At 58.3% G+C, this 26,236-nt stretch carries 20 protein-coding genes and 2 pseudogenes; 6 read left to right on the forward strand and 16 right to left on the reverse strand.

Features of this window, described 5'->3' with window-relative positions:
- Positions 1-214 precede the first annotated feature (214 nt).
- Positions 215-574 (forward strand): hypothetical protein, encoded by a 360-nt coding sequence (locus ATY80_RS29040; RefSeq protein ID WP_189637208.1) that lies wholly within the window; start codon positions 215-217, stop codon positions 572-574.
- A 437-nt stretch (positions 575-1,011) separates the two neighbouring features.
- On the opposite strand, the gene ATY80_RS18825 is transcribed toward ATY80_RS29040, so the two are convergent.
- The 4 genes from ATY80_RS18825 to ATY80_RS18840 form a co-directional block, all read right to left on the reverse strand.
- Positions 1,012-1,833, reverse strand: coding sequence for an oxidoreductase (locus ATY80_RS18825; protein ID WP_088693858.1), 822 nt, complete (start codon positions 1,831-1,833; stop codon positions 1,012-1,014).
- A 558-nt stretch (positions 1,834-2,391) separates the two neighbouring features.
- Positions 2,392-3,036 carry a TetR/AcrR family transcriptional regulator gene (locus tag ATY80_RS18830; protein ID WP_088693859.1) on the reverse strand — a complete coding sequence of 215 codons (645 nt, stop codon included), beginning with the start codon at positions 3,034-3,036 and terminating at the stop codon, positions 2,392-2,394.
- A gap of 29 nt (positions 3,037-3,065) precedes the next feature.
- Complete coding sequence (locus tag ATY80_RS18835) at positions 3,066-6,179, reverse strand: efflux RND transporter permease subunit (protein ID WP_088693860.1); 3,114 nt, start codon at positions 6,177-6,179, stop codon at positions 3,066-3,068.
- A complete protein-coding gene (locus ATY80_RS18840; protein WP_088693861.1) occupies positions 6,179-7,288 on the reverse strand; it encodes an efflux RND transporter periplasmic adaptor subunit in 1,110 nt (369 codons plus the stop codon). The genes ATY80_RS18835 and ATY80_RS18840 overlap by 1 nt, the downstream gene beginning before the upstream one ends.
- A gap of 96 nt (positions 7,289-7,384) precedes the next feature.
- On the opposite strand from ATY80_RS18840, the pseudogene ATY80_RS18845 reads away from it, so the two are divergent.
- Together ATY80_RS18845 and ATY80_RS30160 are read left to right on the forward strand one after the other, a co-directional pair.
- Positions 7,385-7,968, forward strand: a pseudogene (locus ATY80_RS18845) (TetR/AcrR family transcriptional regulator).
- 70 nt (positions 7,969-8,038) lie between these two features.
- Positions 8,039-8,252 (forward strand): annotated as a pseudogene (locus tag ATY80_RS30160) (beta-ketoacyl-[acyl-carrier-protein] synthase II); the annotation flags it as partial.
- 353 nt (positions 8,253-8,605) lie between these two features.
- Here the strand turns inward: ATY80_RS30160 and ATY80_RS18850 are convergent.
- The 3 genes from ATY80_RS18850 to ATY80_RS18860 all read right to left on the reverse strand — a co-directional run bounded on the left by ATY80_RS18850 (position 8,606) and on the right by ATY80_RS18860 (position 12,280).
- Complete coding sequence (locus tag ATY80_RS18850; RefSeq protein WP_088693862.1) at positions 8,606-9,628, reverse strand: ABC transporter permease; 1,023 nt, start codon at positions 9,626-9,628, stop codon at positions 8,606-8,608.
- On the reverse strand, positions 9,612-11,132 hold the full coding sequence (locus tag ATY80_RS18855; RefSeq protein ID WP_088694076.1) for a sugar ABC transporter ATP-binding protein: 1,521 nt from the start codon (positions 11,130-11,132) through the stop codon (positions 9,612-9,614). The genes ATY80_RS18850 and ATY80_RS18855 overlap by 17 nt, the downstream gene beginning before the upstream one ends.
- 161 nt (positions 11,133-11,293) lie before the next feature.
- Positions 11,294-12,280: a sugar ABC transporter substrate-binding protein gene (locus ATY80_RS18860; RefSeq protein ID WP_088693863.1), complete on the reverse strand. Its 987-nt coding sequence runs from the start codon at positions 12,278-12,280 to the stop codon at positions 11,294-11,296.
- A gap of 330 nt (positions 12,281-12,610) precedes the next feature.
- On the opposite strand from ATY80_RS18860, the gene ATY80_RS18865 reads away from it, so the two are divergent.
- Entirely contained in the window at positions 12,611-13,621 is a 1,011-nt protein-coding gene (locus tag ATY80_RS18865) for a LacI family DNA-binding transcriptional regulator (protein ID WP_088693864.1), read from the forward strand.
- A gap of 121 nt (positions 13,622-13,742) precedes the next feature.
- On the opposite strand, the gene ATY80_RS18870 is transcribed toward ATY80_RS18865, so the two are convergent.
- From ATY80_RS18870 to msuE, 8 genes are all read right to left on the reverse strand, one after another.
- Positions 13,743-14,990, reverse strand: a complete 1,248-nt coding sequence (locus ATY80_RS18870) for an SfnB family sulfur acquisition oxidoreductase (protein ID WP_088693865.1) — start codon at positions 14,988-14,990, stop codon at positions 13,743-13,745.
- 25 nt (positions 14,991-15,015) lie between these two features.
- Positions 15,016-15,792 (reverse strand): ABC transporter ATP-binding protein, encoded by a 777-nt coding sequence (locus ATY80_RS18875; protein ID WP_088693866.1) that lies wholly within the window; start codon positions 15,790-15,792, stop codon positions 15,016-15,018.
- Positions 15,793-15,862: 70 nt separating this feature from the next.
- Positions 15,863-17,197, reverse strand: coding sequence for an ABC transporter substrate-binding protein (locus ATY80_RS18880; protein ID WP_088693867.1), 1,335 nt, complete (start codon positions 17,195-17,197; stop codon positions 15,863-15,865).
- 99 nt (positions 17,198-17,296) lie between these two features.
- Positions 17,297-18,337 carry a branched-chain amino acid ABC transporter permease gene (locus ATY80_RS18885; RefSeq protein ID WP_088693868.1) on the reverse strand — a complete coding sequence of 347 codons (1,041 nt, stop codon included), beginning with the start codon at positions 18,335-18,337 and terminating at the stop codon, positions 17,297-17,299.
- 1 nt (position 18,338) lies between these two features.
- Entirely contained in the window at positions 18,339-19,235 is an 897-nt protein-coding gene (locus ATY80_RS18890; protein WP_088693869.1) for a branched-chain amino acid ABC transporter permease, read from the reverse strand.
- Positions 19,235-20,164, reverse strand: coding sequence for an ABC transporter ATP-binding protein (locus tag ATY80_RS18895; protein WP_245306877.1), 930 nt, complete (start codon positions 20,162-20,164; stop codon positions 19,235-19,237). The genes ATY80_RS18890 and ATY80_RS18895 overlap by 1 nt, the downstream gene beginning before the upstream one ends.
- 102 nt (positions 20,165-20,266) lie before the next feature.
- Positions 20,267-21,370, reverse strand: coding sequence for a dimethylsulfone monooxygenase SfnG (gene sfnG, locus ATY80_RS18900; RefSeq protein WP_088693871.1), 1,104 nt, complete (start codon positions 21,368-21,370; stop codon positions 20,267-20,269).
- Positions 21,371-21,394: 24 nt separating this feature from the next.
- Positions 21,395-21,988 (reverse strand): FMN reductase, encoded by a 594-nt coding sequence (gene msuE / locus ATY80_RS18905; RefSeq protein WP_189637210.1) that lies wholly within the window; start codon positions 21,986-21,988, stop codon positions 21,395-21,397.
- Between the two features lie 309 nt (positions 21,989-22,297).
- On the opposite strand from msuE, the gene ATY80_RS18910 reads away from it, so the two are divergent.
- Positions 22,298-24,592, forward strand: a complete 2,295-nt coding sequence (locus tag ATY80_RS18910; protein ID WP_088693873.1) for a bifunctional diguanylate cyclase/phosphodiesterase — start codon at positions 22,298-22,300, stop codon at positions 24,590-24,592.
- A 142-nt stretch (positions 24,593-24,734) separates the two neighbouring features.
- Entirely contained in the window at positions 24,735-25,031 is a 297-nt protein-coding gene (locus ATY80_RS18915; RefSeq protein WP_088693874.1) for a hypothetical protein, read from the forward strand.
- Between the two features lie 275 nt (positions 25,032-25,306).
- Here ATY80_RS18915 and ATY80_RS18920 read toward each other — a convergent pair whose 3' ends face one another.
- A complete protein-coding gene (locus ATY80_RS18920; RefSeq protein WP_088693875.1) occupies positions 25,307-26,170 on the reverse strand; it encodes a DMT family transporter in 864 nt (287 codons plus the stop codon).
- Between the last annotated feature and the right edge of the window lie 66 nt (positions 26,171-26,236).

The following is a 26,236-nucleotide window of genomic DNA, read 5'->3' on the forward strand; positions in this document are numbered from 1 at the left end:
CGAAAGGCGATTTACGTGACGCCGACGATCCAAAACCCCACTACGAGTACTATGAGTTTGTCGCGGTGCCAAGATTTGTCGGCGACGCGACATCACCATCGTCGAGGACGACGTTTACAGGCTTGGCCCGAAGGCGTTGCTGTCGCCCTTGGCTTTGCTCGCCCCCGAATGAACGCTGTACGTCAACAGCGTATCGAAAACCGTGAATCCTGCCTTGCGTATTGGGGAACTGATCGTTCCCAATGCCCATCACACCGCAGTCGAAAACGTTCTGGCGTCGACGGCGCTGATGATTTCGCCGTTTACTTGCGCGGTCCTGGAGCAATGGCTCCTTGATGGGATGGCCGAAACCATCAATAAAGCAGTCCAACAGGAAGCGCTTCGGGGATATGCCCTGGCCTGTCCGGCCCTTGGTTCCGCAATCCTCCTGTCGGACTATAGCGGATATCATGTGTGGCTTCCGATGCAACGCGGCGACGCTGTGCGTTTCGAGACCGAGGCACTTGCGAATGGGATCATTGTCACACCACCGCTGTCGACGTTAACGCCCCCGCGTCCGAGGAAGGCGGAATAAGGCTTTGTATCGGAGCTCCAACTACACTCGCGTTGAACTCTGGGTTGGGCGTCGTCAGCAAGCTTCTTGAAGGAAAGGAGTAAGACGAACGACGGTTTCGGGCCGTCAGCGCCGGTGAGCGAACTTTCTGAGTGCGACTGTAAGCTCTTCCACGCTTCAGGCTTCTCATCCACCATGATCTCGATCGCTCGGGTCACCGAAAGCAAAGGCTTACACAGCTTTGATCGCGGGTAGTGCTGCTCGGCGCCACAGGTCGTCAGCCCTCCATGCGTTGAAGGGATATGAACGGGCGACCCGCGAAGAGACTTGCATGGTCATAGCATTGGTTTATGGAACATACGTTGGGGCTGCCGCCCATCCCATGGAATTGAATGGGCGGCCAAGGCAGAGGAGAAAAACGTGGGGGCAAGGCCCTCCTCCGCGTCGTTATACCGGCACTAGGATAGTCTCCGCTTGCCGAAGCCGAATGTTTTCCGCAGGCTGCTGTCGACTGCCTTTGCCGGCATGAATCTGCGCAACCGGCTTAGAAGCGCAGCGTTGCCGCCGGCCGGCTGACGCATGCGATACGAACCATTGATCGTAGCGAGGATCTTGTCCGCGACTGCCTGCGCTGACGGCGCCCGCTTGATCTGATCCACAACCGCTTCAATGGTCGCATGTACTTGGGCTTCATAGACCCCTAAAGGCGCCTCGGTATGTGCCGCATTTACATCGAGCTTCGTGTTCGTGAAAGTAGGTTCCAGCAGGACTACACGCACGTTGAACTCACGAATCTCATGATCCAGGGACTCCGACAGCCCCTCGAGCGCGTGCTTGCTGCTGGCGTAAATTCCCATAAATGGTGCAGGCAAGAAGCCCAGGACCGAGCTTATATTGATAATAAGCCCACCGCGGGCAGCGCGCATCGAGGGCAAAGCAGCACGCATCATGCGCAAAGGGCCGAACACGTTGGTATCGAAGACTTTGTGGGCTTCCGACGTCGACGTGTTCTCGACAGGACCAACCAATGAAACGCCGGCATTATTGATCAGAATATCAATTCTCCCTGCTTCGGACAAAACCCATTCGACGAAGTTCGAAACGGATGTTTCGTCGGTTACATCGACAGTCCCAAAGCGAACGCCAGCAATTGCGCTTGCACGGTCCAGGTTGCGTACGCCTCCAAAGACCTGGAAGCCGTTTTGCGCAAGAAGACGCGCCGTGGCTTGTCCTATGCCAGAGGATGCTCCGGTGATAACGACAACTCTATTTTCAGCCATATATGCTCCATAAGATTTAGATCGACATCTAAATGACATTTAGATGTCGACCGTAATAAAAATCAAGGATTTTTTCCACTAGAGGATTATTTTGAACACCGCATGGTGCAGCTGCGGTCTCTTCACGCCCCTAAATACCACGGCAGGCCATGGGCAATATCCCATGCTCTCAAGGTCACTGCTGGCTCTGCCCTCGCTTGCAGAGTTGAGTCGTCCGCTCCTTGTCACGCCCGTAAACAATCGAAAGCCTGCCTTAAGAGGATGCTCCGCGACGCTCCTGCACAACCAGCGAAAAAGATCCGGCGCTTGCCGCGCAATTACAGTACCGACTTCGCCGTCTGCGAGCCCACCCGAACGGCGCAAACTCCTCGGCGAGAGACGCGAACGGCCCACGCGCCAAGCCGGAATGCTTCATCAATCATGATACGTTTCAGAAGGAGCGGAATACGAGACATGACTCCTTTGCCGGCAAGCCAGCATGTGCGATGCGCTCGCGCATGCCCACCAGCATCACCGCTCTTCATTGGAACCGATCCGCGTCGAGCCAGGTCGCTTCGGTTATTCCTCCAGCACCTCGAGCGCCCGCATAATAAAACGCACGTGAAGATCCAGATCCGCGTCGATATCTCCACCGTCGAAAACCCGTTGCTCGACAAGGACCGGGTGGAGGAAAGGGGTCATCGCCGTGATGATGCTTTGCGCAGTTTTTGATGGATCTGTCGCAGGAATCTCTGATGCCTTTTGGCCATCACAAATGACGGCCTCGAGATCAGCCCTGAGGTGCTCAAGATAGGAGCGCGTGACCCTCCAATTCTCGCCGGCAGCGGCAACGAACAAGGCATGGATATTTCTCTCCTCCGCCAGCTGCCGTCGGGTACGATGATGAAGGGTCTCTAAGATCGCGACGAGCTTGACCCGAGCCGGTGCAGTGCTTCGCGCGATGTCACGGATGGCCTCGAGCGCCTGTTCAGCAAACCGCGCATAGAGGCTATGGTCGATGGCCGCCCTTGTGGGGAAAAAACGGTAGACACTCGCCCGGCTCATGCCGAGCTCGTTGGCGATGTCAGCCACGTTCGTCTTCTGGTGGCCGACGTGGCGGACATGTTTCTCCGCGACATCCAGGATCCTTTCACGAACCTCAGCTCTTGTACTATTGTCCGCCATTTCCACTCGTTTGCAGTTCACTGAATCGGGGGAAGGCATCGAATGCCTCCCTCCCTTGTGTGAAGGAATCACTCGGCAGCCAAACGCAATGGCGGTTTTGAATGGTCTGCCTTTTGATCCTCGTGTTGTCTGTCTTCTGTCGGCTTGATGCGGAACCAGGCGGCGTAGAGCGCTGGAAGGAAGAGCAGGATCATCACCGTGCCGACAGCCGTGCCACCAATCAGCGTGTAAGCCATCGACCCCCAGAAGACCGAGTGGGTCAATGGAATGAAGGCAAGAACAGCTGCCAACGCCGTCAAGATTACCGGTCGTGTTCGTTGCACGGTCGCTTCGATGACAGCGTGATAATCATCAAGGCCGGCTCTTTGGTTTTCTTTGATCTGCTCGGTCAGAATGAGAGTGTTTCGCATAAGGATACCGGCGAGGCCAATCAGTCCCAGAATGGCGTTGAAGCCGAAAGGCTGGTTGAAGAGGAGCAATGTCGGCACCACGCCGGCGAGGCCAAGTGGCGCAGTCAGCATGACCATCATCATGGTCGACAGGCTGCGAACCTGGAGGACGATAACGATCAGCATCGCCGCAATCATGATCGGAAAGATTTTGACGAGTGCGACGTTTGCCTTGAGCGACTCCTCAATGTTGCCTCCCATTTCGATTCGGTAGCCGACCGGAAGCGAAGCGATCAATGGCTGCAGCGCCTTCATGACAGCTTGCGAGACTTCAGGCGGCTGCGTCGCCTCGTTGATATCCGAACGGATAGTGATGACCGGCGTCCGATCACGGCGCTTCATGATCGGCTCTTCGAAGCTGACTTCGGAATGACCGATCTGATCAAGCGGGATTGCCCTTCCGTCCCTGCTGATCAGCGAAAAGTCCGCCAGTCTCGAGGGATCCAGACGGTTTTCGCCGCCGCTGCGCGCAACCACCGGGACGTTGCGAATGTTTTCACGGACCTGGGTGATCGGAACGCCGGTCAGCAGAAGCTGCAACTGTTGAGCTGCCTGTGCCGGCGAAAGGCCTATGAGTTTAAGCCTCTCCTGGTCCGGGATGAAGCGGACCACGGGTGTTCGGTTGCCCCAGTCGCGGTTGGCCTGGCGAACGTCCGGTACGGTTTTCATGATCGAGAGGGCTTCTTGCGAGATCTGATAGAGCTTTTGCGGGTCAGGTCCCATGATTCGAAACTCAACGGGGAACGGCGTATAGGGACCAAACACAAGTTGGGTGACACGCACGGACGCTTCCGGAGCAAGACCCTCAGCAATGGCGGCGCGCAGGCGATGCTTGAGCGCTTCACGGGCCTCGGCATCGGCGGTTAATGCCACGATCTTGGCAAAAGATGGATCCGGCAGCTCAGGCGCCATCGCAAAGAAGAAGCGCGGCGCGCCTTGGCCGATATAGCTAGTGACGATCTCCGACTCGGGCTGCGCCTGCAGCCAGCCTTCGAGCTTTGCAACCGTCGATGTGGTCGTTTCGATGCTCGTGCCTTCCGGTAGTCGCACCTCGACCAGAACTTCGGGGCGGTCCGATGTCGGGAAGAACTGCTGCTTCACTCTGCCCATCCCCACGACGGAAACACCCATTGCGATGACGACCACGGCGCAGGTCATGAACTTGTGACGCACGGCAAACTTGATGACTCCGCGCAGGCGCTGATAGTTCGGGGTTCCATAAATTGCCTCGTGACCGCCGCCGACCGGTTTGATGTCGGGAAGCATCTTCACACCGAGATACGGCGTGAACACCACTGCAATGATCCACGAGACGATCAGTGCAAACCCCACGACCCAGAAGATATTGCCTGCGTATTCGCCAGCCGTTGACCTCGCAAAGCCGACCGGCATCAGTCCGATGATCGTCACGAGCGTGCCGGAGAGCATCGGCGCGGCCGTATGGCTCCAGGCATAAGCCGCCGCCTTGATGCGATCCATCCCGTCTTCCATCTTCACCACCATCACCTCGATGGCGATGATGGCATCGTCGACCAAAAGTCCGAGCGCGAGAATGAGAGCCCCGAGCGTGATGCGATCGAAGAAGCGCCCCGTCTCCAGCATGATGAGGAACACGACGGCAAGCGTCAGCGGAACCGCCAGGGCCACCACAATGCCGACACGCCAACCAAGGCTGACAAGGCTGACGAACAAGACGACACCAAGCGCCATGGCGAATTTCAGCATGAACTCGCCGACGGCTTCCTGGATGTTGACAGCCTGATCGCTAACTTTCGCCAGCGTCATGCCGAGAGGCAGCGACTGGGCGATCGCGGCGGATCTCTCTTCGAGCGCCTTGCCGAGCTCAAGGCCGTTCCAGCCCGACTGCATCACCGCGGCAAGCATGATCGCAGGCTCGCCCTCATGACGGATCATGTAGGTGGCAGGATCTTCGTAGCCGCGGCGAATGTCCGCGAAATCGGAGAGCTTCAGCGTGCGGCCACCTGCCACGATCGGCGTGTCAGCAATTGCCTGGATATTGTTGTAGGCGCCGTTGAAGCGGATATAGACCTGCGGGCCGCGTGTATCTATCGAGCCGGCTGGTGTGACGTTGTTCTGATTTTGCAGGGCAGAGGCGATGTCCTGCGCTGATATGCCAAGCGTAGCAAGCTTGGCAAAGGAGAATTCGACAAAGATCTGTTCGGGGCGCTCGCCGAGGATGTTGATCTTCTTCACGCCGGGCACATGCAGAAGATCCTGCCGGATTGTTTCCGCCTGACGAACAAGATCACGCATCGGCATGCCCTTGGCTTTCAGCGCATAGAGGGCAAAGCTTACGTCCGAATACTCATCGTTGACGAAGGGTCCGAAGACACCGGGCGGCAGGTTTCTTGCCTCATCGCCGAGTTTCTTGCGTGCTTGGTAAAATTCTTCCTCGACTGCGTTAGCCGGTGTGCTGTCTTTAAGCGTTACCGTCAAAAATGCGTAGCCGGGGCGGGTCGTCGTCTCCACCCGGTCGTACCAGGTGAGCTCCTGAATGCGTTTTTCAAGTGGTTCGGCGACAAGGTCCTGCATTTCGCGCGCTGTTGCGCCCGGCCATACAGCCGTGACAGTCATCGTCTTGATGGTAAACGACGGGTCCTCCGCGCGTCCGAGCTTGACGAATGCGTAGACGCCGGCCGCGGCCAAAAGGATGATGAAGAACAGGGTAACAGCTCTCTCGCGAACCGCGAGTGCGGATAGATTGAAGGTCATCAGTTTGCCGCCTCTGCCTGTTCTGCCTTGCTGCGTACGCTCGCGCCGTCCTGCAGCAGATGGGCTCCAAGAGCGACGACGGGCTCGCCTGCCGTGACGCTTGAAACGATCGCCTCTTCTTCGCCGAGTTGTTCGACTTTCACTTCCCGGAAGTGAACGCTCGACGATTTCTCGTCGAAGACCCAGACGCCCGTACGGCTGCCGTCGTCTATAAGAGCCCCCACCGGTACCTCGGAATGCGAACGGGCGTCCTTGTTCGGTATTTTGATCGTGACGGTCGCGCCCAACGGCGCGGCAGCAGCCGTTCCCTCCAATACCCAGCGCGTCTCATATGTGCGTGTTTGAGGATCCGCTGCTGCGGAGAGCTGGCGAAGCACCGCCTTATTTTCCGCATCACGGCCGTAGATGACGGCTTGGGCTTCCGCCCCGATTTCCGGCCTAAGGTTTTCCGGCATCCAGACCAGGGCTTCACGCGGTCCCGCCTTCGCAAGCCTGATGACCGTCTGGCCAGCAGCAACAACCTGGCCAGGTTCGCTCAGCGTCTCAACGATGGTGCCATCAGCATCTGCCAAGAGCAGGGTGTATGTTGCCTCGTTTTCAGCAACTCTCGCCTCTGCTTGAGCAGATGCAAGTTGCGCGGTGGCGGTGTCCAGCGCGGCTTTGGCCTTTTCGTACTGTTGAGTGGACGTTGCCAGGTTTTTAACCAGAGCGGCAAATCGCTTTTCATCGGCTTGAGCCTGAACGAAGACGGCCTGGGCTGCTGCCACGGCGTTGCGTTTGGCTGTTAGAGCCAGGCGAAGATCCGTTTCGTCGATCCGCATTAATGGCTGTCCTGCACGCACTTGGTCGCCGAGATTCACCAGCCGTTCAACGATCTTGCCGGGGACGCGGAAGCCGAGGTCACTCTGAACGCGCGCCGCGATGGTTCCGGTAAAGCTCCGGGAAACGGCATCGGGGGTCTTAGCCTGAACGATGCTCACGAGCGGAACGGCGCTTCGAGGATCAGCTGCGGCCGAAATCTTCTCTGTGGGCCAAAATACGAAAGCGGCTGCCGCAATGCCGGCACCGGCCAGCAGAGCCGCTGAGGAGAGGAGAAAGTTCTTTTTCATATGCTGACCCTTCTTGACGGTCGAGGTATTCGGAATAGATTTCAATCTAACTCTAAAATGCATATAGATGTCAAATGAAATCTAAAAGAGGCCGAAATGAGAGCCAGTCGGGCCCAGGCCGGGGCCAACCGGGAAGCCGTGATCAATGCGGCGAGCAGGCTCTTCCGCGAGCACGGATTTGATGGCATCGGTCTCAAGGATCTGATGAAAGGGGCAGGCCTTACTCAAGGCGGCTTTTATAAGCAATTTGAATCCAAGGATGACCTAGCAGCGCTTGCCTCAAGACGCGCCATGGAGAATGCAATCCGCAGATGGAACTCCGTGGCAGCCTCCAGCTCCGAACCGCTTCGCGCGGTCGTCGATCTCCACCTCTCTGCCGGCCACCGCGAAGAGACCGGGGATGGATGCCCTCTTGTCGCGCTGGGCTCGGACGCTGCTCGCCAAGGCCATGTGGTTCGAACGCCTTTTCAGGATGGCATCAAGGCTCACCTGCAGGTGTTGGAGGAATTGATGCCGGAGAAAGGCGAGCCAGAAGCCGACGAGAAGGCCATGGTGGTTCTGTCGCTTATGGTCGGAGCCGTGACACTCGCCCGGATATGACGGATGCGGATATGTCGGAGCGACTTCTTCAGGCAGCAGCCAATCAAGTCAAGCGTCTCGCCCCTCTCCATGGAGAGTAGGACGGAGCCATCCCGCTCCCGCCAAACCAGAAATATGTGCAGTCGTCACGTGTCGTGAAGGCCTATCTCAGAAGAGGATCGCCTCCGAACGGCGACGATCATCGCTCGGGATTGGCGGCTTTCCTGCCATTACACAAGCGCGGCTCGGATCGTCGACCAGAAGGGCCGCGGCGCTTGTCGCCCTTTACCATTCCATCGTTTCTGGTCGATTCGCAGCGGATCAGGTCTCAATCCGGCATGGGTTCAAAGGCCCCTCGGAGCCTTCGACGGCATGTGCTGCGACTGCGGACCTCGAACTCCCTAAACTCGCTAGGCCGGCATCGTGGTTCCTGTGTGGGACCGACGATACGTGAATCGGATCGTTGCCCGAAACGACGAGGTCGTCATTTGTCGTGAGGGGATCCCGTTGCTGTCGTCGTGGCCACTCCTAAGACGGACCAAGGCATGATCGATGACTTCTAGCATTGGCAGCCGAGGGTCGCTGAATTGGGGCAACCAGCCCCTGGTGCGTCCAGCTGGTCGGAGATCCGCTGCTGAGGCGCCCCGACCGGCCGTTCTTAAGCGCAGTTCTCCTGGCCTTGGGGACAAGGAGAAGCCAAAGTGCCCTACCAGATTGGATCTCGAGCGTCGCGAGCGATCATCGCGTTTCCAGTATCCGCATCAATCGGCCGCGATAGCTATCCAGGATAACCGCCAACACGATAACGGCACCGATGACGATCGGTTTGATGTTGTCGTCCGCCCCCAAAAGCTGCAATCCCGTTGACAGAACCTGCAGAATGCATGCACCCACCAGCGTGCCGATGATCGAGCCCTTTCCGCCCGCCAAACTGGTCCCCCCGATAATGACTGCAGCAATGGCATTCAGTTCGTAACCAATACCGGCAACCGGACTGCCGACATTGAGGCGGAGCAAATAGACCATGGCCGCAACGCCTGCGGTCAGCCCGGAGATCGTAAATACGGCCATCTTGTATCTTTTAGGCTCGTGGCCCGACAAGCGGACTGCCTCCTCATTGGTGCCGATCGCAAAGACGAAGCGCCCGAACACGGTGTAGCGCAGTACAAACCAGCCGATAAGGACGACGACGATCGCAATCAGGAAGATCGAGGGAAAAATGCCCCAGAAAATCAGGTTCCCGAAGTCAACGAACGGCTGAGGCAGGCCGGTAATCGTGGAATTGTCGCTGACCACACGCGCCAGTCCGCTTGCGACGTTCAGCATGCCGAGAGTGACGATGAAGGAAGGAAGCTTCCACTTCTCGCATATCCATCCGTTGATGGCGCCAAGGACTGCGCCGGTGCCCATCGACGCAAGAGATGCGAGAACGATTGCCTGCCAAGGAGAGAACTGGGGATTGATCATGATCGTTGCGCCGATGACCGTGCAAAGCGCAAGCAGCGACCCGACCGAAAGATCAATGCCGCCGGTAAGAATGACGAAAGTCATGCCCGAAGCAAGCACGGTGTTGATTGCGATCTGCACGAAGATCTTCAGAAAGTTCTCTGGCGTTGCGAAATAAGGCGCTGTCGCCGAGAAAAACACCAGAATGAGGACGAGCGCGATGGCGACGCCCGCTTCCTTCATCGAGATCCGAATGAGCTTGTCAAACAAGCTGGTTTCTTTCGCATCGGTCTGTTTTTCAATGCTGGCGGACACGGCTATACTCCTTATAAGCGAGCGAAAGGATCCTGCTCTCGTCAAATTGCTCTCGAGGTATTTCGCCGGCGATCTTGCCATCGGAGAAAACGATGATGCGATGGCAAATGCCGATCAGCTCGGGCAAATCCGAAGACACGACCAGAACACCTTTTCCTTCGGATGCGAATTTCCACAAAAGCTCGTAGATCTCGGCTTTGGCACCCACGTCGATTCCACGGGTCGGCTCATCGAAAATCAAGACCTTCGGGCCGCGGAAGAGCCATTTCGCTATGACGACCTTTTGCTGATTGCCGCCGGAAAACGTTCTGACGGCCTGGTGGACGGAGGGTGTCTTTATGCGCAGCTCACGCACGAGGCGCTTCGCTTGGTCATCCTCCACCCTTCGGGCGAGCAAACCGTTGCGGGAGATCTTGCCGAGATCCGTTATGGTGGCGTTTTCAGCGCAGCTCATATCGAGCATCAAGCCCTGCATCTTGCGGTCTTCGGTTGCAAGGCACAGCCCCGCAGCAACGGCATCCCTTGGCGAGTTGATCTTTATCGGTTCGCCATTCAAGCGAATTTCGCCGGCAGCCTTGGCGTCGGCGCCGAATATGGCGCGCACTGCCTCTGTGCGACCACTGCCGACAAGGCCTGCAATGCCGACGATTTCTCCCTTTGCCACCGAAAATGACAGTTCCGGGCTGTTGTGCGTCACCTTCAACCCGGAAATACCGAGCGCCTCCCCGGACACGACGCTGTCGCTGTAAAAGACGCCGTGATCCGAAAGCTTGCGCCCGACCATCAGTTCGACGATATCGGGTATGGTCAATCCCGAGAGCGGGCGAGTGATCACATGCTGGCCGTCGCGCAGCACCGTCACATCGTCACCGACTTCGAATATCTCCTCCAGCCGATGAGAAATGTAGAGCGTGGTAACGCCACGCCTCTTCAGCCGCTTCAAGATTTCAAAGAGGCGATCGACCTCCTTGGAGGTCAGGGTTGCGGTCGGTTCGTCAAGAACCAGAAGCTTGCTTTCGTAGCAGAGCGCCTTGGCTATCTCGATCAACTGAAGCTGCGCGACGCTGAGGCGATTGGCAGGCGTCGTCGGCGCCACGTCAAGGCCAACCTCTTCCAACAGTTCGGCCGCCCTCTTGTTCATCTGCTTATAGTTCACCAACCCGTATCGGCGCGGCAGATGCTCGAAAAGCAGGTTTTCTGCCACCGTCAGATTGGAAAGGGGATGCAGTTCCTGATGAATGACACGAATGCCTGCCTTGAATGCCTCCAACGGCGAGGAGGGATCATAATGCTTGCCGTCAAACAGGACGTGGCCGTCATCCGGCTTGAAGACACCGCCCAGGAGATTGATCAGGGTCGACTTTCCCGCACCGTTCTCGCCTAGAAGAATGTGCCCCTTGCCGCGGCCGATGCGCATGGAAACATCTCTGAGCGCCACCACACCGGGGAAGCGCTTGCCGATCCCTTCCAGCTTCAGGATGTCGTCATCTGATACGTCTGACACGTCCACCTCTTGTGTGGTCTATTTCAATGGGAGATGGCCGGCCTCCACGCAGCACCTATCCCGAGGTTCGAAAGCGACCTCGGTGACGTGATCAACACGGAAACCGGTTTGTGGTGAGCGCCGGCCTTCAGCCGGCGCCTCTCTTTTAGCCTTACAGTCGGCTATTTGAGGTCCTTGGCGGTGACGAGCTTGACATCCGTCTTCACCCAGCCTGTGAATTTTTCACCGGCAAGCTCACGCAGACCATAGTCGATGCCCATGACCGCCATCTGCGCACCGTATTGCTCGACGGTCGCAAGCATCTTGCCATCCTTGATCAGCGGCTGAACCGGCGGGATATTGTCGAAGCCGACAACCTTGATCTTGCCGCTCTGGCCGGTCGCATCGAGAGCCTTGACGACACCCAGCGCCATGGAATCATTGGCTGCCATGACACCCTGAATGTCCTTATATTTCGTCAGGAAATTCGTCATGACGGTATTGGCTTCTTCCGTCTCCCAATGAGCGGTCTTGCTGTCGAGAAGCTGAAGCTTGCCGCCGTTAACGGCAGCCATGAAGCCTTCCTTGCGCTCCTTGGCGTTGTCGGCCTCGGGGTTGCCCTCCAGGATGACAACCTTTGCGCCGGATCCCAGATCCTTGGCAAGCGCGTCACCCGCAAGTTTTGCCCCTTCCCGATTGTCAGGCCCGAAGAAGGCGAGGTCGATACCGGCTGCCTTCTTGGCATCGGCATCGAGCGGCACGTCGATGTTGATAACCTTGACACCGGCCTTTACGGCTTTCGCAAGGGGAGTGGCCATGGCCTTTGAATCGGCCGGCGCAACGACGATGATGTCGTATTTCTGTGTGACGAAGTTTTCGACGGCGTCGACCTGTGCGGCGAAGTCGCGTTCATCCTTCATGCCGACGGCCTTGAAATCGAACTTGTTCTTGTTTTCGGCCGCATATTTGTCGGCTCCCGCCTTCATCTGCTTGAAGAACTCGTTAGACAAGGACTTCATGATCAAGCCGACCTTGGGCTTGCTCGTCGCAAAGGCGGGCGACACGCCACAGGACAAAGCCAGCATCACCGTGCCGGCAAGCCCAAGCTTTACCGCCGCACGACGCGACGCACTGATCAAGACGGAATCACGCTTTATAGAATTGAACATTTTCTTTCCTCCCGAACGGTATCAGGCTCAGCTCCACGTTGCCGACGATGAACCGTTTCCAACGATTATTGGGTAACAGCGCCATCGAAGACTGTCAAGTCGTAAGGGTGGGCGTAAATCGGCATGAAACGAGCGCGAACACGTCTTTGTTGACGCCGAGCATATGAACCGTTTCCATTGAACATCCGCAATGGCGATGCTATGACAGACCAGCGGTCAGAATTACGATGTAGCCTTTGACTAAGGCGTTGGAGACCATTAGCTGAAAGCGCGGATCAGGCGCCTTTGGATGTCCCCGAAGGCAAAGATGAAGGGACGTATGTTTCTGCTATGCCAAAGGTTGGAATTCGAGACGTTGCCAGGCTCGCCGGAGTTTCTACCGGAACCGTCTCAAGAGTTTTGAACGATCATCCCTCTGTTACGGATGAATTAAGAGCACGCGTCAGAAGCACTATCGAAGAACTGAACTACCTGCCCGATCCATCCGCCAGAAGCATGCGCAGCAAGGTCAGCCGCCTCATAGGAATTATCATTCCTGACCTGACCAATCCCTTCTTCTCGGAGCTCGTCCAGTCCGCCGAACAAGCGGCGGCAGACCATGGCTATGACATCATCGTCATGACATCCCTTGATAATGCGGTAAAGGAGGCTGATCGTATCGGACAGCTGACAAGCCGGAAGGTGGACGGCATAATCCTCGTTCCCAGCAACGATTTCCATACGATCATGCCGCCGAAGGGATTGCCAATCATCGTTGTGGACCGTCTCATGCCAGGATATTCTGGCATAGCCGCTGACCATCGCAACGGCGTGCGCCTGGGTGTTGAACACCTTCTGAAGCTTGGTCACCGCCGCATCGGCTTCATTTCAGGTCCAAAAGATTCCGTCCCGGCCAATGACCGCCTTATGGGCTACCTTGGCGCAATGGAGCAAATTCACGGTGACAGGCAAGCGGCCAGTCCATCCCTTATAGCCGAGGCGGCCTTTGACTATGAGAGCGGCCGCCTCGCAGGAAACTATCTTCTTGCCCGTGCGCGCAACGAACGCCCGACTGCGATCTTCGCAAGCTCGGACCAGCAGGCAATCGGCTGCATGCGGGCGGCACACGATCTCGGAATTCCGGTACCGGCAGCGCTTTCGATCATGGGATTCGACGGCATCCCCCTCTCCAACATGACGACGCCGCGCCTGACGACAGTTAAGCAACCGATTCAAAAGATAGCCGCGGTTGCTGTGGCAATTCTGCTAAACAAGCAACCGGTGCCCGATCTCGACCATCCGATCCTGCTTGCTTGCGAGATTTTGGATGGCGAAACGACCTCGAAGCCACAACCCGACTGAACAGGAACGGTTGCCGGCCCCACCGAACGCTCGTGTCGCAGGAAGATTGGACAACGGCCAACACCACAATTCAAAAAACCAAAGTAGCGGTGCGCCAGATTTCTGACGCACCGCTTCCCAATCAGCTCCAAGCATGAAGAGGTGGATTTTCACCGTTGAGGAAATACTTGCCGAGGATGGCGTATTTCCACCGCACGGGATCGTGCAGTGTGTGGGTACGCGCATTGCGCCAATGCCGGTCGAGATGGTGTTCGGCCAGTGTGGAACGGGTGCCGGCTAGCTCGAACAACTTGTTGCTCGCTGCGATGGCGATTTCCGTCGATAGGATTTTTGCCTCGGCGGTAACAATCTGGGCTTCGGCGACCGTCTCGGCATTGGGTTTTTCTACGGCGCGGTCGATAGCGTGGCCAGCCTTTTCCAAAAGGGCCTGCGCCGCATGGAGACGGAGCGTCAGGTCGCCGATGGCCTGGATCGTGTAAGGATCGTCCCAGGCATGCTCGAGACCACTGTCGACCCAGGCGCGGCTCTTGGTGCGCACGAAGGTCACAGTTTCGTCGATTGCCGCGCGGGCAATGCCGGTATCGACAGCCACCTGAATGATCTGGAAGATTGCACCGTCCGCCGTCGGCACCTCATAGCCCTTGTAGCCTGGCACCAGATGGGTCTTTGGCACCTTGACATTGTTGAGGATCACCGTGCCTGAAAGCGTCGTGCGCTGACCGAAGGAGGACCAGTCGTCAATAACGGTGAGACCAGGCGCATTGCGCTCAGCAATTGCATACCAGGCGCGGCCTTCCTCATCGAGCGCAACGATGGGCACGAGATGGGCAAGCAGCGCGCCAGAGGCGTAGAACTTCTGTCCATTGACGACGACGTGGTCGCCCGCGTCCGTAAACTTGGTTTCGAAATCCACCGCACGCTTGGAGCCGAATTCGGAGAAGGCATTGCCGAAACGTGTACCACGCAGCACCTCGGCAAAAAGCAGCTTTTGCTGCGCTTCATCGGAGACGGTGCGGATCGCAGCGACGACGCCGAGATGGTTCTGCGCGATCTGACCGATGGAGGAATCCGCCGCAGAAACGATCTCGATTACTTTGGCCAGCGTCGCGTAGGAGACGTCCGGTCCACCGAACGTCTTCGGCACGTTGATCGACCAGAGACCGCTTTGCGAGAAGGCATCAAGTTCCTTTACCGGCCAAATGCGGTCGCGGTCTCGGATCGCGGCGCCGGGCGCGATCTCGGATGCGACCCGCCTGGCAACAGCAATCGCCTCGGCATCGGTCTTGATGACGTGCGCCGGGTCGCTCGGTCGCGGCACTGCGGGAACCGCCTCGGCGGCATTGCTTGTATTGACGTTTGAAACAGTCACGGCATGTCTCCTTTTTTGGGTTGGGTCAATTGGCAAGACGGGCGGCGGCGACGGGTTTCTGGCCCAGATAAAAGGCCTTGATGTCGTCCCGCGCCTTGAGTTCTGCAGCACTGCCTGAAAGCACGCTGACGCCGTTCTCAAGGATGACGGCCCTGTCGGCATAACGAAGCGCGACTGCCGAGTTCTGCTCGGCGACGAGGATTGAGAGCCCCTCCTCTCGATTGAGGCGTCTGAGCGTGCGAAAAATATCCTCCACGACAAGCGGCGCGAGCCCCATGGACGGCTCGTCAAGGACGAGCAGCCGTGGGCGTGACATCAGCGCTCGTCCGATCGCCGTCATCTGCTGCTCGCCGCCCGAGGTCAGGCCTGAAAGTACCCGGCGCTTTTCGACAAGCCGAGGGAAATGGGCGTAGACCTTTTCAAGATCGGCGGCGATCTCGGCGCGCGAGGCGGAACGACCGAGGCCACCGCAAACAAGATTTTCTTCTACTGTAAGCGTCTTGAAGCAATGGCGTCCCTCCAGCACCTGGACCAGGCCGAGCCGAACGAGGCTTGCTGGTGTCACGCGCGTCACGTCATGGCCTTCAAACAGGATACGGCCCGCCAGCACCTGCCCACGCTCGGCCGGCAGGAGGTTCGAAACCGCCTTCAGCGTCGTCGTCTTGCCGGCGCCGTTGGCGCCGAGAATGGCGAGGACCTCTCCGCGCCCGAGCGAAAAGGTGACGCCGTGCAAGGCCGTAATCGAATGGTTGTAGGTCGCATGGAGGCCGTTCATGGTGAGCAGCCTGCTTTCCTCGGTCATCTCGGTTTCCTTTAAGGGCGCTTTTAAACCAGGCGGGTCGGGAATGGCCCTCAATGCCCGGCTGCAGCTGTCAGTTTGTTACGACACCGGCATCCTCGGCCGTGCGAAGCTTGATCCCCTTTTCCGCCGCATAAGCTTCGGATGACTTCTCGATGATCGGACGCAGCAGGGCCCAATCCGGCGCGATCCAATCGGAGACCACCTTCCACTTCTTGCCGTCCCACTGCTGGAAGGTCACGTAGCCATTGCCCTCGTGATTGTCCCAGGTGACGTTGATAGAGTGGAAGAGGTCCTTGGCCCCGAGCGCCTCGACACGCGCCGGGTCGAGTTGCAGGTGCTCGAAGCCCCAGCGCACTTCGTCACCGGTCAAGGTGCGCTTTCCGAACTTCTCCTGGGCGATGCGCACTGCCTCGACGTTCAGGATGCCATTGACGATGCCGAGGTTATGATAGACCGAGCCGATGCGGCTCCTGTCTTCGAGATTGCCCTTCCCGGCCTCGTAAAGGGTTCTCACGATCTCCTTGACGACCGGATACTCGGCGCCCGAAGCCTGGGTAGTAATTGCCGTATAGCCTTTGGCTGCGTCACCCGCCGGGATCACGTCCTCTTCCGAGTTCGACCAGACGTTGCCGATGATGTGGTCTACCGGGAAACCTGTCTTGGCAGCGGTCTTCAATGCGACCGGGTTCATCACGCCCCAGCCGCGCAGCACGACGTAATCCGGCTTGGCGCGGCGGATTGTCAGCCACTGCGACTGCTGCTCGTTACCAGGATGAGGAACTTCGATCTGCTGCAATTCGAAGCCGTACTTCTTGGCCAGAAGTTCGTAGATCGGGATCGTCTCCTTGCCATAGGGCGAACCATGATAGAGTACGACGATCTTCTTGCCCTTGAGTGCTTCGAGACCGCCTTCTTTCGAGGCAATGTAGTTCACGATACCGGAGGTCTCGCTGTAAGGGTTCAGCAGCAGCGGGAAAACGTAGGGGAAAACGCGCCCGTCTGTGGAATCTGTGCGTCCGTGATTGATCGTAATCAGCGGCACCTTGTCCTGGGTGATGCGGTCGATCATGGCATAGGCGATGCCGACCGATAGCGGATTCCAGGCAGCGATGCCCGGATTGCTTTTCAGGCGCTCATAAGCCTCGACGCCGCGCTCGACCTCGTACTGGGTTTCGGCTTCCGACCAGGTCAGCTTGACGCCGTTGACGCCGCCGTCGCGGGTGTTGATGAGGTTGAGATAGTCGATGAAGCCGCCGAAAAAGCCGGTTCCACCGGCCGCATAGGGGCCGACGCGGTAGCTCTGCAGCGGGAAATGCTGCTCGTCGGCCTGTGCCTGGAAAGCGATGGCGGCGAGGCCGATGCCGGCGGCAAGAGCAGCTGCTCTGATCTTCGTATAAATGGTCATATCTGGACACACTCCGTCTTTTGGCTGGCGCTCGGCCACCCGCTCTGGTTTCAAATTTTCAATGGCTTTTGTTGTTGGAAGCGCTGGGCTTCGAGTATCTCACGCCTGCCTGACGGCAGATGCAATGCGCAACCTCAAGCGATCCCATAACGATACGAGGCCGTCGGGCTCGAGGATCAGGAAGAGGATGATGAAGGCACCGATGACGATGCGCTGCGTCATGTCGAGGACGCCGGAATCGAAGATATCCCCCAAGAGGAAGGCGCCGAGCCGGGAAAGAACGAGCGGGAAAATGACGATCAGTGCGGCGCCGAAGAAGGCACCTCGGATCGACGCGAGCCCGCCGATGATGATGATGAAGAGGATCTGGAACGAGCGATCGAGATTGAAGCCGGCTGGCTCGACCGTGCGCAGATAGGCGAAAGCCCAGAGCACACCGGCAACCCCGATGATGAAGGACGAGATCGCGAAGGCGAGCAATTTTGTTTTGAGCACAGGCACCCCGATTATGCGTGCAGCTGTCTCGTTGTCACGCACGGCGATGAAATTTCGGCCGGTCTGCGACGACACAAGACGAAAGGCGAGAAGGGTGATGACCGCCACAACCGTCAGCGCGAAGAGATAGCGACCGACAGGCCCCTCGAAGGCAATGCCGGCGAGCGACAGCGGCGGCGCATCGATCACGCCCGAGGCGGAATTGTTGGAGAACCAGCTGAATTTCGTGAGCACCCACTGGACGAAGAACTGCGCGGCGAGCGTAGATACAGCGAGGTAGAAGCCGCGCAGGCGAAGGCTCGGCAGACCGAAGACGACACCTATGACGGCAGCAGATAGTCCGCCGAGCACAGTCGAGACGATCAGCGCAAGGCCGTCGATCCGAAGATTGAAATTGTAGGCGGCAAAGGCACCGACGGCCATGAAGGCGGACGAACCCAACGAAACCTGGCCCGCATAGCCAGTAAGAAGGTTCAAGCCCATTCCGGCAAGGCTGAGTGCGAGAAACGGCAGCAGGATTGCCTCAAAGAGATAGCTGGTACCAAAGAACGGCACGAGGAGATAGGCAACGGCAAGTACTGCGGCTGTCGCGGCGTGACGGGACGGGGAAAGGGGCCAAAGGCGTTCGGTCGCGAAGGCGGACATGTCAGACCCTTTCCACGAGCTTCTGGCCGAACAGGCCGGAGGGGCGAACAAGCAGGAAGGCGAGCGCGACGACATAGGCAAACCAACCCTCAATGCCGCCGCCGAAGTAGTCGCCGATGTAGACCTCGGCGAGCTTTTCGGATGCGCCGATCAGAAGGCCACCGACGATCGCGCCGAGAATGGAATCGAAGCCGCCCAGAATGAGCACCGGCAACGCCTTCAGCACCACCAGCGACAGCGAGAACTGGACGCCGAGGCGCGCCCCCCACAGCAACCCGGCGACCAGCGCCACAAGACCGGCAGCTGCCCAGACGCTTGCCCAGATCAAGGGCAGCTTCAGGCCGACGGCAAGGGCGGCGAACTGGTCGTCGGCGACGGCGCGAAAACCGAGACCAATGCGAGTGTAGCGGAAGAAGACTGAAAGCAGCGCCACCATAGCGGAGGCAACAACAGCGGCAAAGATGTCGAACTGGCTGACGAACACGCCACCGACATCGAATGGAATGTCTTCGATGCCGAGGTCAAGACCGTGAACCTGTGTGCCCCAGATCAGCTGTGCGCCACCTTCAATGATGTAGGAGAGGCCGAGCGTCGCCATGAAGAGCCTAATCGGCGCCTTGTTGGTGAGCGGCCGCAACACCGCGCGTTCGATCGCGATCCCGATGAGCCCCATGGCAGCGAAGGTGATGGCGAAGGCAACGGCGAAGGGCAAGCCCCGCTCGACAAGGCTGACAAAGGTCAGCGCGGCAAAAAGGAGGAGCGCGCCCTGCGAAAAGTTCAGCACGCCGGACGTTTTGTAGATCAGTACGAAGCCGAGCGCGACGAGCGAATACATGACGCCGGAGAGAAGTCCGCCAATCAACACCTCGGTGAAGAAAAGCCAGTCGAAGTCGGCCATCAGATGCCCTCCCCGTCTTCGTTTTCCGGCGTGACGCCGAGATACGCATCGATCACGCGCTGGTCCGCAGCGATCTCCTGCGGCGTGCCGTCGGCGATCTTGCGGCCGTAATCGAGCACGGCGATCCTGTCGGAAAGGCCCATGACCACGCCGATATCGTGCTCGATCAGCACCACCGTGATCGCGTATTCGTCGCGCGCTAGACGGACATAGTCGGAAAGCTCGTTCTTCTCGGTTGCCGTCATGCCGGCCATCGGCTCGTCGAGCAGCAGGATACGCGGTTCGGCGGCGAGCGCCCGGGCAAGTTCGACGCGCTTCTGCAGGCCGTAGGGCAGCGTGCCGGCAAGCCGGTCGGCATAGGGGCTCAAGTGCAGGAAGTCGATGGCACGGCTTGCCCGCTCGCGCGCATCAGCCTGCTCGCGACGCGCAGATGGCAGACCGATCATCTGGCTCAGGAAATTTGTTTGCCCGACATAGGCCCGCCCCGCGGCAACGTTGTCGAGTACGCTCAGTCCCTTGAACAGAGCGAGGTTCTGGAAGGTGCGGGCAACGCCCAGACGAGCAAGCTGCTGCGTAGGGACCGGCTGGAAGGCGACACCGTTTATCGCGACAGATCCGTGGTCGGGACGATAAAGGCCGGAAATGACGTTGATCAGCGAGCTTTTGCCGGCGCCGTTCGGGCCGATGATCGCGCGGATTTCGCCCCGCTGCACAGCAAGATCGACATCCCTGAGGGCCACGAGCCCACCGAAGGAAAGGTTGATGCCATGCAGCTCCAGGGCGGGCGGCTCATCCGGACCCGGCGCGACCCGGTCCGAGCCCGCAGAAGCGCCGCGAAGGGCGAACTGTTCCGCGATGCCCGGCTGCAGGGCCACGTCGCTGCCGAGGGCAACAAAAGGTAATTTCAGAGCCGACATAATTCGTCCCATGCTTCGTCTCTATGGACACGAGGTTCAGATCGCGGGCGCGATGGCGCCCCGCGTTGTAGGAAGCGAAAGCGCCGCCGCCGCTCCCTCTCAATTTTCTTGGCCCTACTCGGCTGCGATCGCTGCGCTTGCTTCCAGCTCTTCCAACTCGCGCACGAGCGGAATGACGTGCTTGCCAAAATACTCGACTTCTTCCTGGAAATGCAGGAAGCCGAGCAGAATGAGGTCGGCGCCGGCGCGTTTCAAGCGCAAGATGCGTTCGGCCACCTGTTTTGGCGTACCGATCAGGTTGGAACGGAACCCGTCATTGTATTGGACAAGATCCTCAAAGCTGGACTTCGCCCAGTTGCCCTCGCCCTCCGGCGAAGCCTTGCCGGCATTTTTCACCTCGTGGCCGAAGGCATGAACCGCCTCTGGATTGGCTTTCTCGATAATCTCGGCAAGGACGGCCTTTGCCTCTTCCTCCGTCTCGCGGACGATGGCGAAGGCATTGACGCCGACCTTGACCGAATGGTTGTTCTCCTTGGCCTTGGCGCCGATGTCGTCGACCTGCCTGGCGATTTCCTCCGGCGTGTTGCCGTTGGTGAAGTACCAGTCGGAGACACGGGCGGCCATGTCGCGCGCCGCGCGTGAAGAGCCGCCCTGGAAGATTTCCGGCTGCGGCTCGAGCGGCTTCGGCTTCAGGGAATAGTTGTTGAACCGGTAGAAGTCGCCGCGGAAGGTGAAGTTGTCTTCCGTCCAGATGCCGCGCAGAGCCCGGATGAACTCTTCGGAACGACGGTAGCGCTCGTCGTGGTCGAGCCAAGGTTCGCCGATGGCGTGGAACTCGCCCCGAAACCAGCCGCTGACGATGTTGACCGCCACTCGGCCGTTCGTCAGGTGGTTGATCGTGGCGATCTGCTTTGCCGCGAGCGCCGGGTTCCACGGGCCTGGCAGAATGGCAGCGATGACCTTCAATGTCGTGGTCGCCTCGAGCAACGAATGGCTGAAGGAAACGGATTCGTGCTGGAATTCCGCGCCGTAGCCGGCTGTGAAGCGGATCTGGCTGAGGGCGTAGTCAAAGCCGCTTTCTTCGGCGATTTTGGCGAGCTTGCGGTTATAGTCAATCGTCCAGCTGGTTCGTTGCTCGATGTTGGAGATCACCAGGCCGCCGGAGACGTTTGGCACCCAATAGGCGAATTTCACGCGTTCCCTGTTGCGCTCGGTCATGGATAAAGTCCTCTCTTCCTGATGTCAGTTGGCGGCCGTTTCGCGCAAGACGAGGCGGATGGCCGGATGGGCAAGATCGCCGCCGGCAGGGCTCGCGGCGGGCAAAAGGTCGAAGAGTTCGGCTACGGCGCGCTCGATGCGTGCTTCAACAGCCGGATTCGTCAGGGCGTATTCGGTAAAGTCGCTCTCGAGCGCGTAAACCGTCGTCGGGATGGTGACGGCACCGAAGAACCCGAACAGCGGCCGGAACTGATGCTCCAGCATCAGGCCATGAAGCGGCGTGCCGCCGGTGGCGGCAAGAACCACCCGTTTGCCTTCAAGCGCGCGGAAATCGACAAGATCAAAGAGATGCTTCAAAGCGCCGGTGTATGACGCCCGATAGACGGGTGAACCAACGACCAATATGTCAGCACCTTCAACCGCCTCCACGATTGCGCGCCCGTTCTTGCCCAGCTGATCTGCTCTCAATGCTTGAAAGAGGATGGGTGCTGCCTCGGTCAATTCGACAACTTCTGTCGTGGCGGTCACACGCTGGGCGATACGAGCAAGTAGTTCTGCGACCAGCGTAGCGGTACGCGAAGGTTGTTTGACGCTGCCGTTTATGCCTAAAATTCTCACGCTGGAGCTCCAACATCGTTTATACGTAATATCCATAGATTTTATAGATTATCAAACATGGATGTTCCAAAGTCGGCTCGATTTTTGGAATGCAATATTCACGCTGGGATTTCACGCGCAATTCAAATGAGATTGCTCACATTGCCCGACGCCGATCCCGCCGAGGCCGCCCTGGTCGTTGCCTTGAGCCCCAGACACTATCCACGTGCGGATGGGCCTGCTGGTTCTATCTGCGGGCGTCGTGATTTTTAGGGTTGCCTTAAAGAAACTATGCCAGGATGCAGGCCTGTCCTTCTTACCGGCAAACTGATGAAAAAAAATCGATCGCGCGGCTTCGCTAGCTCCGCAATAGGCCATACCAGCGCATTTGCTCCAGCATTGTTTGCAGCAACCATCGCAGTGATCGTCGTCTGTGCTGCAACGAACTGGCGGCGGGAACGATCACTGGCCGATGAACGCTCGATCGTTGCCGGCGAGCTTGCCATTATATCGTCCCGGCTTCAGACGAACCTGAACAGCAATGTGAAGCTGTTGCAAGGCCTTGCGGCGGGTATCTCAGTCAATCCGGCGATGGACCAGAAGGCCTTTGCCAAGCTCGCAGCGCAAATCCTGCAGCCCGATTCACAATTGCGAAGCTTTGCCGCAGCGCCGGGAATGGTGGTCAAGTGGGTTTATCCAGAAGAAGGCAACGAAAAGGCGATCGGACTGGACTACCGATCAAACCTGATGCAACGAGATGGCGCGATGCTGGCGCGCGACACCCACAATATCGTTGTGACCGGGCCGGTGAACCTCGTCCAAGGTGGAACGGCCTTCGTGGCGAGGTGCCCAATATATATCAATGACGGAAGAAGCCAGATCTTCTGGGGCCTTCTTTCGGGTATCATTGACATACCAAGGCTATATCAAGATAGCGGCCTGGGATCGTCCGACCTTGAGATCGCCATCAGCACTGTACCGGAGCCGAGCTCGCCCAAGCAGGTTTTCCTCGGGAGCCTGGAAACCTTTTCGAGGCAACCGGTCGTCGGATCCGTTGATATGATGTATGGCCGTTGGACCCTTATCGCTGTGCCAAGGGGCGGATGGGGTCAGAATAACGGCATAGCCTCGTTTGAGGTTTTTGCAGGCCTGTTGTCACTGTGTGTCGTTGCGCCGATTGTCTGGGTCGGCTTTCTGACCAAATCACGCCAAAGAACCATTGAAAAGCTCCGCTTTCACAAAAAAAAGCTCGTTCGGGCACGCCAAAGGCTGGAACACCTGTCGTTGCATGACGCGCTGACGGGTCTTCCCAATCGACGTTTCGTAGACCAGATGATCACGCGACCACAGAGACCTGGCCCAACGGATTGCCTGATACTCATTCATGTCGACCTGGATCGCTTCAAGGCGATCAACGATACGAAAGGACATGCGGGAGGCGACGCTGTGTTGCGGGCAACGGCTTCACGCCTCAGCAATTTGGCTGGTCCGCACGAGGTTGCAGCACGGATCGGTGGAGATGAGTTCATCTTCGCGAGTTGGAGTGCCACTCCCGAGCAAAGAGCAAACGAATTGGCCCAACAGATTGTCGCCGCGCTGGCGCAGAGCGTTTTCATTGACGGCTGGGAGTGCGTTGTCGGTGCAAGCGTCGGCGTTGCTTGGGAGAACGAGTGTGTGGACGCCCAGGGCCTTGGTCAATTGCTTCTAAATGCCGATCTGGCTCTATACGAGGCGAAGAAAGCTGGCCGCGGCCAAGCCGCCATTTTCACCGAAGAGCTTCGCAGCGCTGCAATCCAGTCGAAAGAATTGGCTGACGAATTCAACACTGCGCTCGACCGCGACGAGCTCGTCGCATTCTTCCAGCCGCAGTTTGACGCAGACACATTGGACATCGCCGGCGTCGAAACCCTTGCCCGCTGGGATCACCCGCTGAAAGGTCTGCTCGGCCCGGACAAGTTTCTAGACGTCGCAGAAAGCCTTGGGCGTTCCGGTGACCTGGACAGACTGATCCTGCAAAAGGCCCTCTTCGAGCTTGCAAGATGGGACAGCCTGGGACTGCGCATCCCACGTGTCTCAGTCAATATTTCAGCCCGTAGGCTGGCGGATGCAAATCTGGTGGCCGAGCTGTCCAGGCTTCCCTTGGCGAGAGGTCGCCTGTGTTTCGAGCTTCTTGAGACAATCTCCTTCGACGATCTTCAACCGGTTCTCAATGAAATAATACCCGCTGTCAAAGAACTGGGTATTGAAATCGAGATTGACGATTTTGGCACCGGACATGCCAGCATCCTCAGCCTCCTCAGATTCGAACCAAGAAGGCTCAAAATCGATCGGGAAATTATTAAGCCGATCGTCACGTCTCAGTCGCAACGCCGTCTGGTTTCCTCGATTATCGAAATCGGCCGGTCACAGAACATCGACATCGTTGCGGAGGGAGTGGAGACAATGGAGCATGCGACGATACTGAAAGATCTTGGTTGTCATCTGCTGCAAGGTTACGCTCTTGCACGGCCAATGGCCTCGAAGCGGTTGATCGAATTTTGCCGTGCGCGGGACAAAGGCGTTACGCAAGATGAAAAGCTCGCCTCGGCCCCGTACGCCGCCCATGCGGCGATCAATCACGCGTAACGCCGCAAAGGAGATTGATACGTCTTGTCGTTCCCCTGCCCAAGAGCCGGGCAGGGCCGATCTGTCTGATTTAAGGGAACATCGGCTATTCACCATCGTTTCAAAACAAGTTGCAATCAAGCAACGTCACATGGAGGATGTTATGTCCCTGAAAATCATCGCGACCTCGCTGCTTGCCATTGGTCTTGCCAGCTCTGCCCTTGCACAGTCGAACCCAGCTCCGGCCGGATCCACGATGGACAAGAACCACGGTAATGCCACGAGCACGACGAACGGCATGAAGATGAAAAAGATCGACAAGACGACCACCGGCAGCACGACTCACAATCTCAACAAGGAAAACTGCAAGTCGCTTAAGGGTAAGGGTTCGCTGCAGACCCAGGGCGGCAACAGCAACACCGAGAATACCGAGGACACCTGCGCCGACAACAATAACTGATCCGATGGACAGAGCGTGTCACGACGGCGTTGTGAGCAGCACCGCCGTCCTGACACTTTTCGGTTTTCCCGAGCTTGCGCAATTGTGGCGGTTTTCTTGAGGCGAGAACGCGCGAGGAAGGATCGGTCGCCGGTGGACTACCAGTGTCGGACGTTCGATCTTCGTCAGCTCGTCGGTGGTGCCGCCATAGCAACGACAATAGAGCATATGCGATCTCGTCGCGTCGACGACGCAATATGGGGCGAACACCGGAGAGGAGCGGCAAATATCGACCCCTATCGGGCAAATTTTCGGGCTGCCGCCACGCAGGCAACAACGGCGGCGGTGACGGCAAACATCGTCCACGTCACCGTTTCATGCAGCAACGTGGCCGCCAGGATGAGACCGAAGAAGGGTTGCAGCAACTGCAACTGTCCAACGCTGGCAATGCCGCCTTGGGCAAGCCCACGATACCAGAACACGAAACCAATCAGCATGCTGAAGAGCGACACATAGGCCAGGCCTGCAAGCGCTGGCGCATCGATGTTTGCGAAGCTTGACGGCATGAACCAGATCGACGAGGCGATTGTTAGCGGGAGCGACAAGACGAGTGCCCAGGATATGACCTGCCATCCCCCCAGCCTTCGCGAAAGCCTGGCCCCTTCGGCATAGCCGAGCCCACAGGCGACGATCGCCGCCATCATCAGCGCGTCTGCGACGGGCGCTGCACTCAGCCCCTGCGCCAAGGCGAAACCGCAAACCAATGCACTTCCCGTCACGGCAAACAGCCAGAAGACCGGTTTCGGGCGTTCTTCGCCACGGATGACGCCAAAGACAGCTGTCGCCAGAGGCAACAGCCCGACGAAGACGATCGAGTGCGCCGACGTCAGATGTTGCAGGGCGAGCGCGGTCAACAGCGGGAAGCCCACCACCACGCCTGCGGCGACCACCGTCAACGACAAGACATCGCCTCCTGCTGGTCGCTTTTGCTTGAAGAAGAGCAGCAACAAAAGCGCCAGCGCACCCGCGATCCCTGCCCGCGCGACGGTCAAAAATACCGGATCAATCTGCATCACCGCCAAACGCGTGGCGGGCAGCGAGCCGGAGAAGATCACGACGCCGATCAGGCCGTTAAGCCATCCAGATGCTGTGCGGTCCATACGAATTGCCTTTCTCAACTGCCGTCCTTGTCGGACAAAAACCATGGCAACGCCAGCGACGGTCTG

This window comes from Rhizobium sp. R711 (assembly GCF_002211365.1).
GTDB lineage: Bacteria > Pseudomonadota > Alphaproteobacteria > Rhizobiales > Rhizobiaceae > Rhizobium.

Bases quoted from the DNA above. Each gene is read 5' to 3' on its own strand.
- ATY80_RS18920 (WP_088693875.1), bottom strand. From the start codon at position 26,170: ATGGACCGCACAGCATCTGGATGGCTTAACGGCCTGATCGGCGTCGTG.
- sfnG (WP_088693871.1), bottom strand. From the start codon at position 21,370: ATGACCGAGCGCAACAGGGAACGCGTGAAATTCGCCTATTGGGTGCCA.
- ATY80_RS18835 (WP_088693860.1), bottom strand. From the start codon at position 6,179: ATGACCTTCAATCTATCCGCACTCGCGGTTCGCGAGAGAGCTGTTACC.
- ATY80_RS18895 (WP_245306877.1), bottom strand. From the start codon at position 20,164: ATGGGACGAATTATGTCGGCTCTGAAATTACCTTTTGTTGCCCTCGGC.
- ATY80_RS18875 (WP_088693866.1), bottom strand. From the start codon at position 15,792: ATGACCGAGGAAAGCAGGCTGCTCACCATGAACGGCCTCCATGCGACC.
- ATY80_RS18840 (WP_088693861.1), bottom strand. From the start codon at position 7,288: ATGAAAAAGAACTTTCTCCTCTCCTCAGCGGCTCTGCTGGCCGGTGCC.
- ATY80_RS18825 (WP_088693858.1), bottom strand. From the start codon at position 1,833: ATGGCTGAAAATAGAGTTGTCGTTATCACCGGAGCATCCTCTGGCATA.
- ATY80_RS18885 (WP_088693868.1), bottom strand. From the start codon at position 18,337: ATGTCCGCCTTCGCGACCGAACGCCTTTGGCCCCTTTCCCCGTCCCGT.
- ATY80_RS18830 (WP_088693859.1), bottom strand. From the start codon at position 3,036: ATGCCTTCCCCCGATTCAGTGAACTGCAAACGAGTGGAAATGGCGGAC.
- ATY80_RS18890 (WP_088693869.1), bottom strand. From the start codon at position 19,235: ATGGCCGACTTCGACTGGCTTTTCTTCACCGAGGTGTTGATTGGCGGA.
- ATY80_RS18860 (WP_088693863.1), bottom strand. From the start codon at position 12,280: ATGTTCAATTCTATAAAGCGTGATTCCGTCTTGATCAGTGCGTCGCGT.
- ATY80_RS18915 (WP_088693874.1), top strand. From the start codon at position 24,735: ATGTCCCTGAAAATCATCGCGACCTCGCTGCTTGCCATTGGTCTTGCC.
- ATY80_RS18865 (WP_088693864.1), top strand. From the start codon at position 12,611: ATGCCAAAGGTTGGAATTCGAGACGTTGCCAGGCTCGCCGGAGTTTCT.
- ATY80_RS18880 (WP_088693867.1), bottom strand. From the start codon at position 17,197: ATGACCATTTATACGAAGATCAGAGCAGCTGCTCTTGCCGCCGGCATC.
- ATY80_RS18910 (WP_088693873.1), top strand. From the start codon at position 22,298: ATGAAAAAAAATCGATCGCGCGGCTTCGCTAGCTCCGCAATAGGCCAT.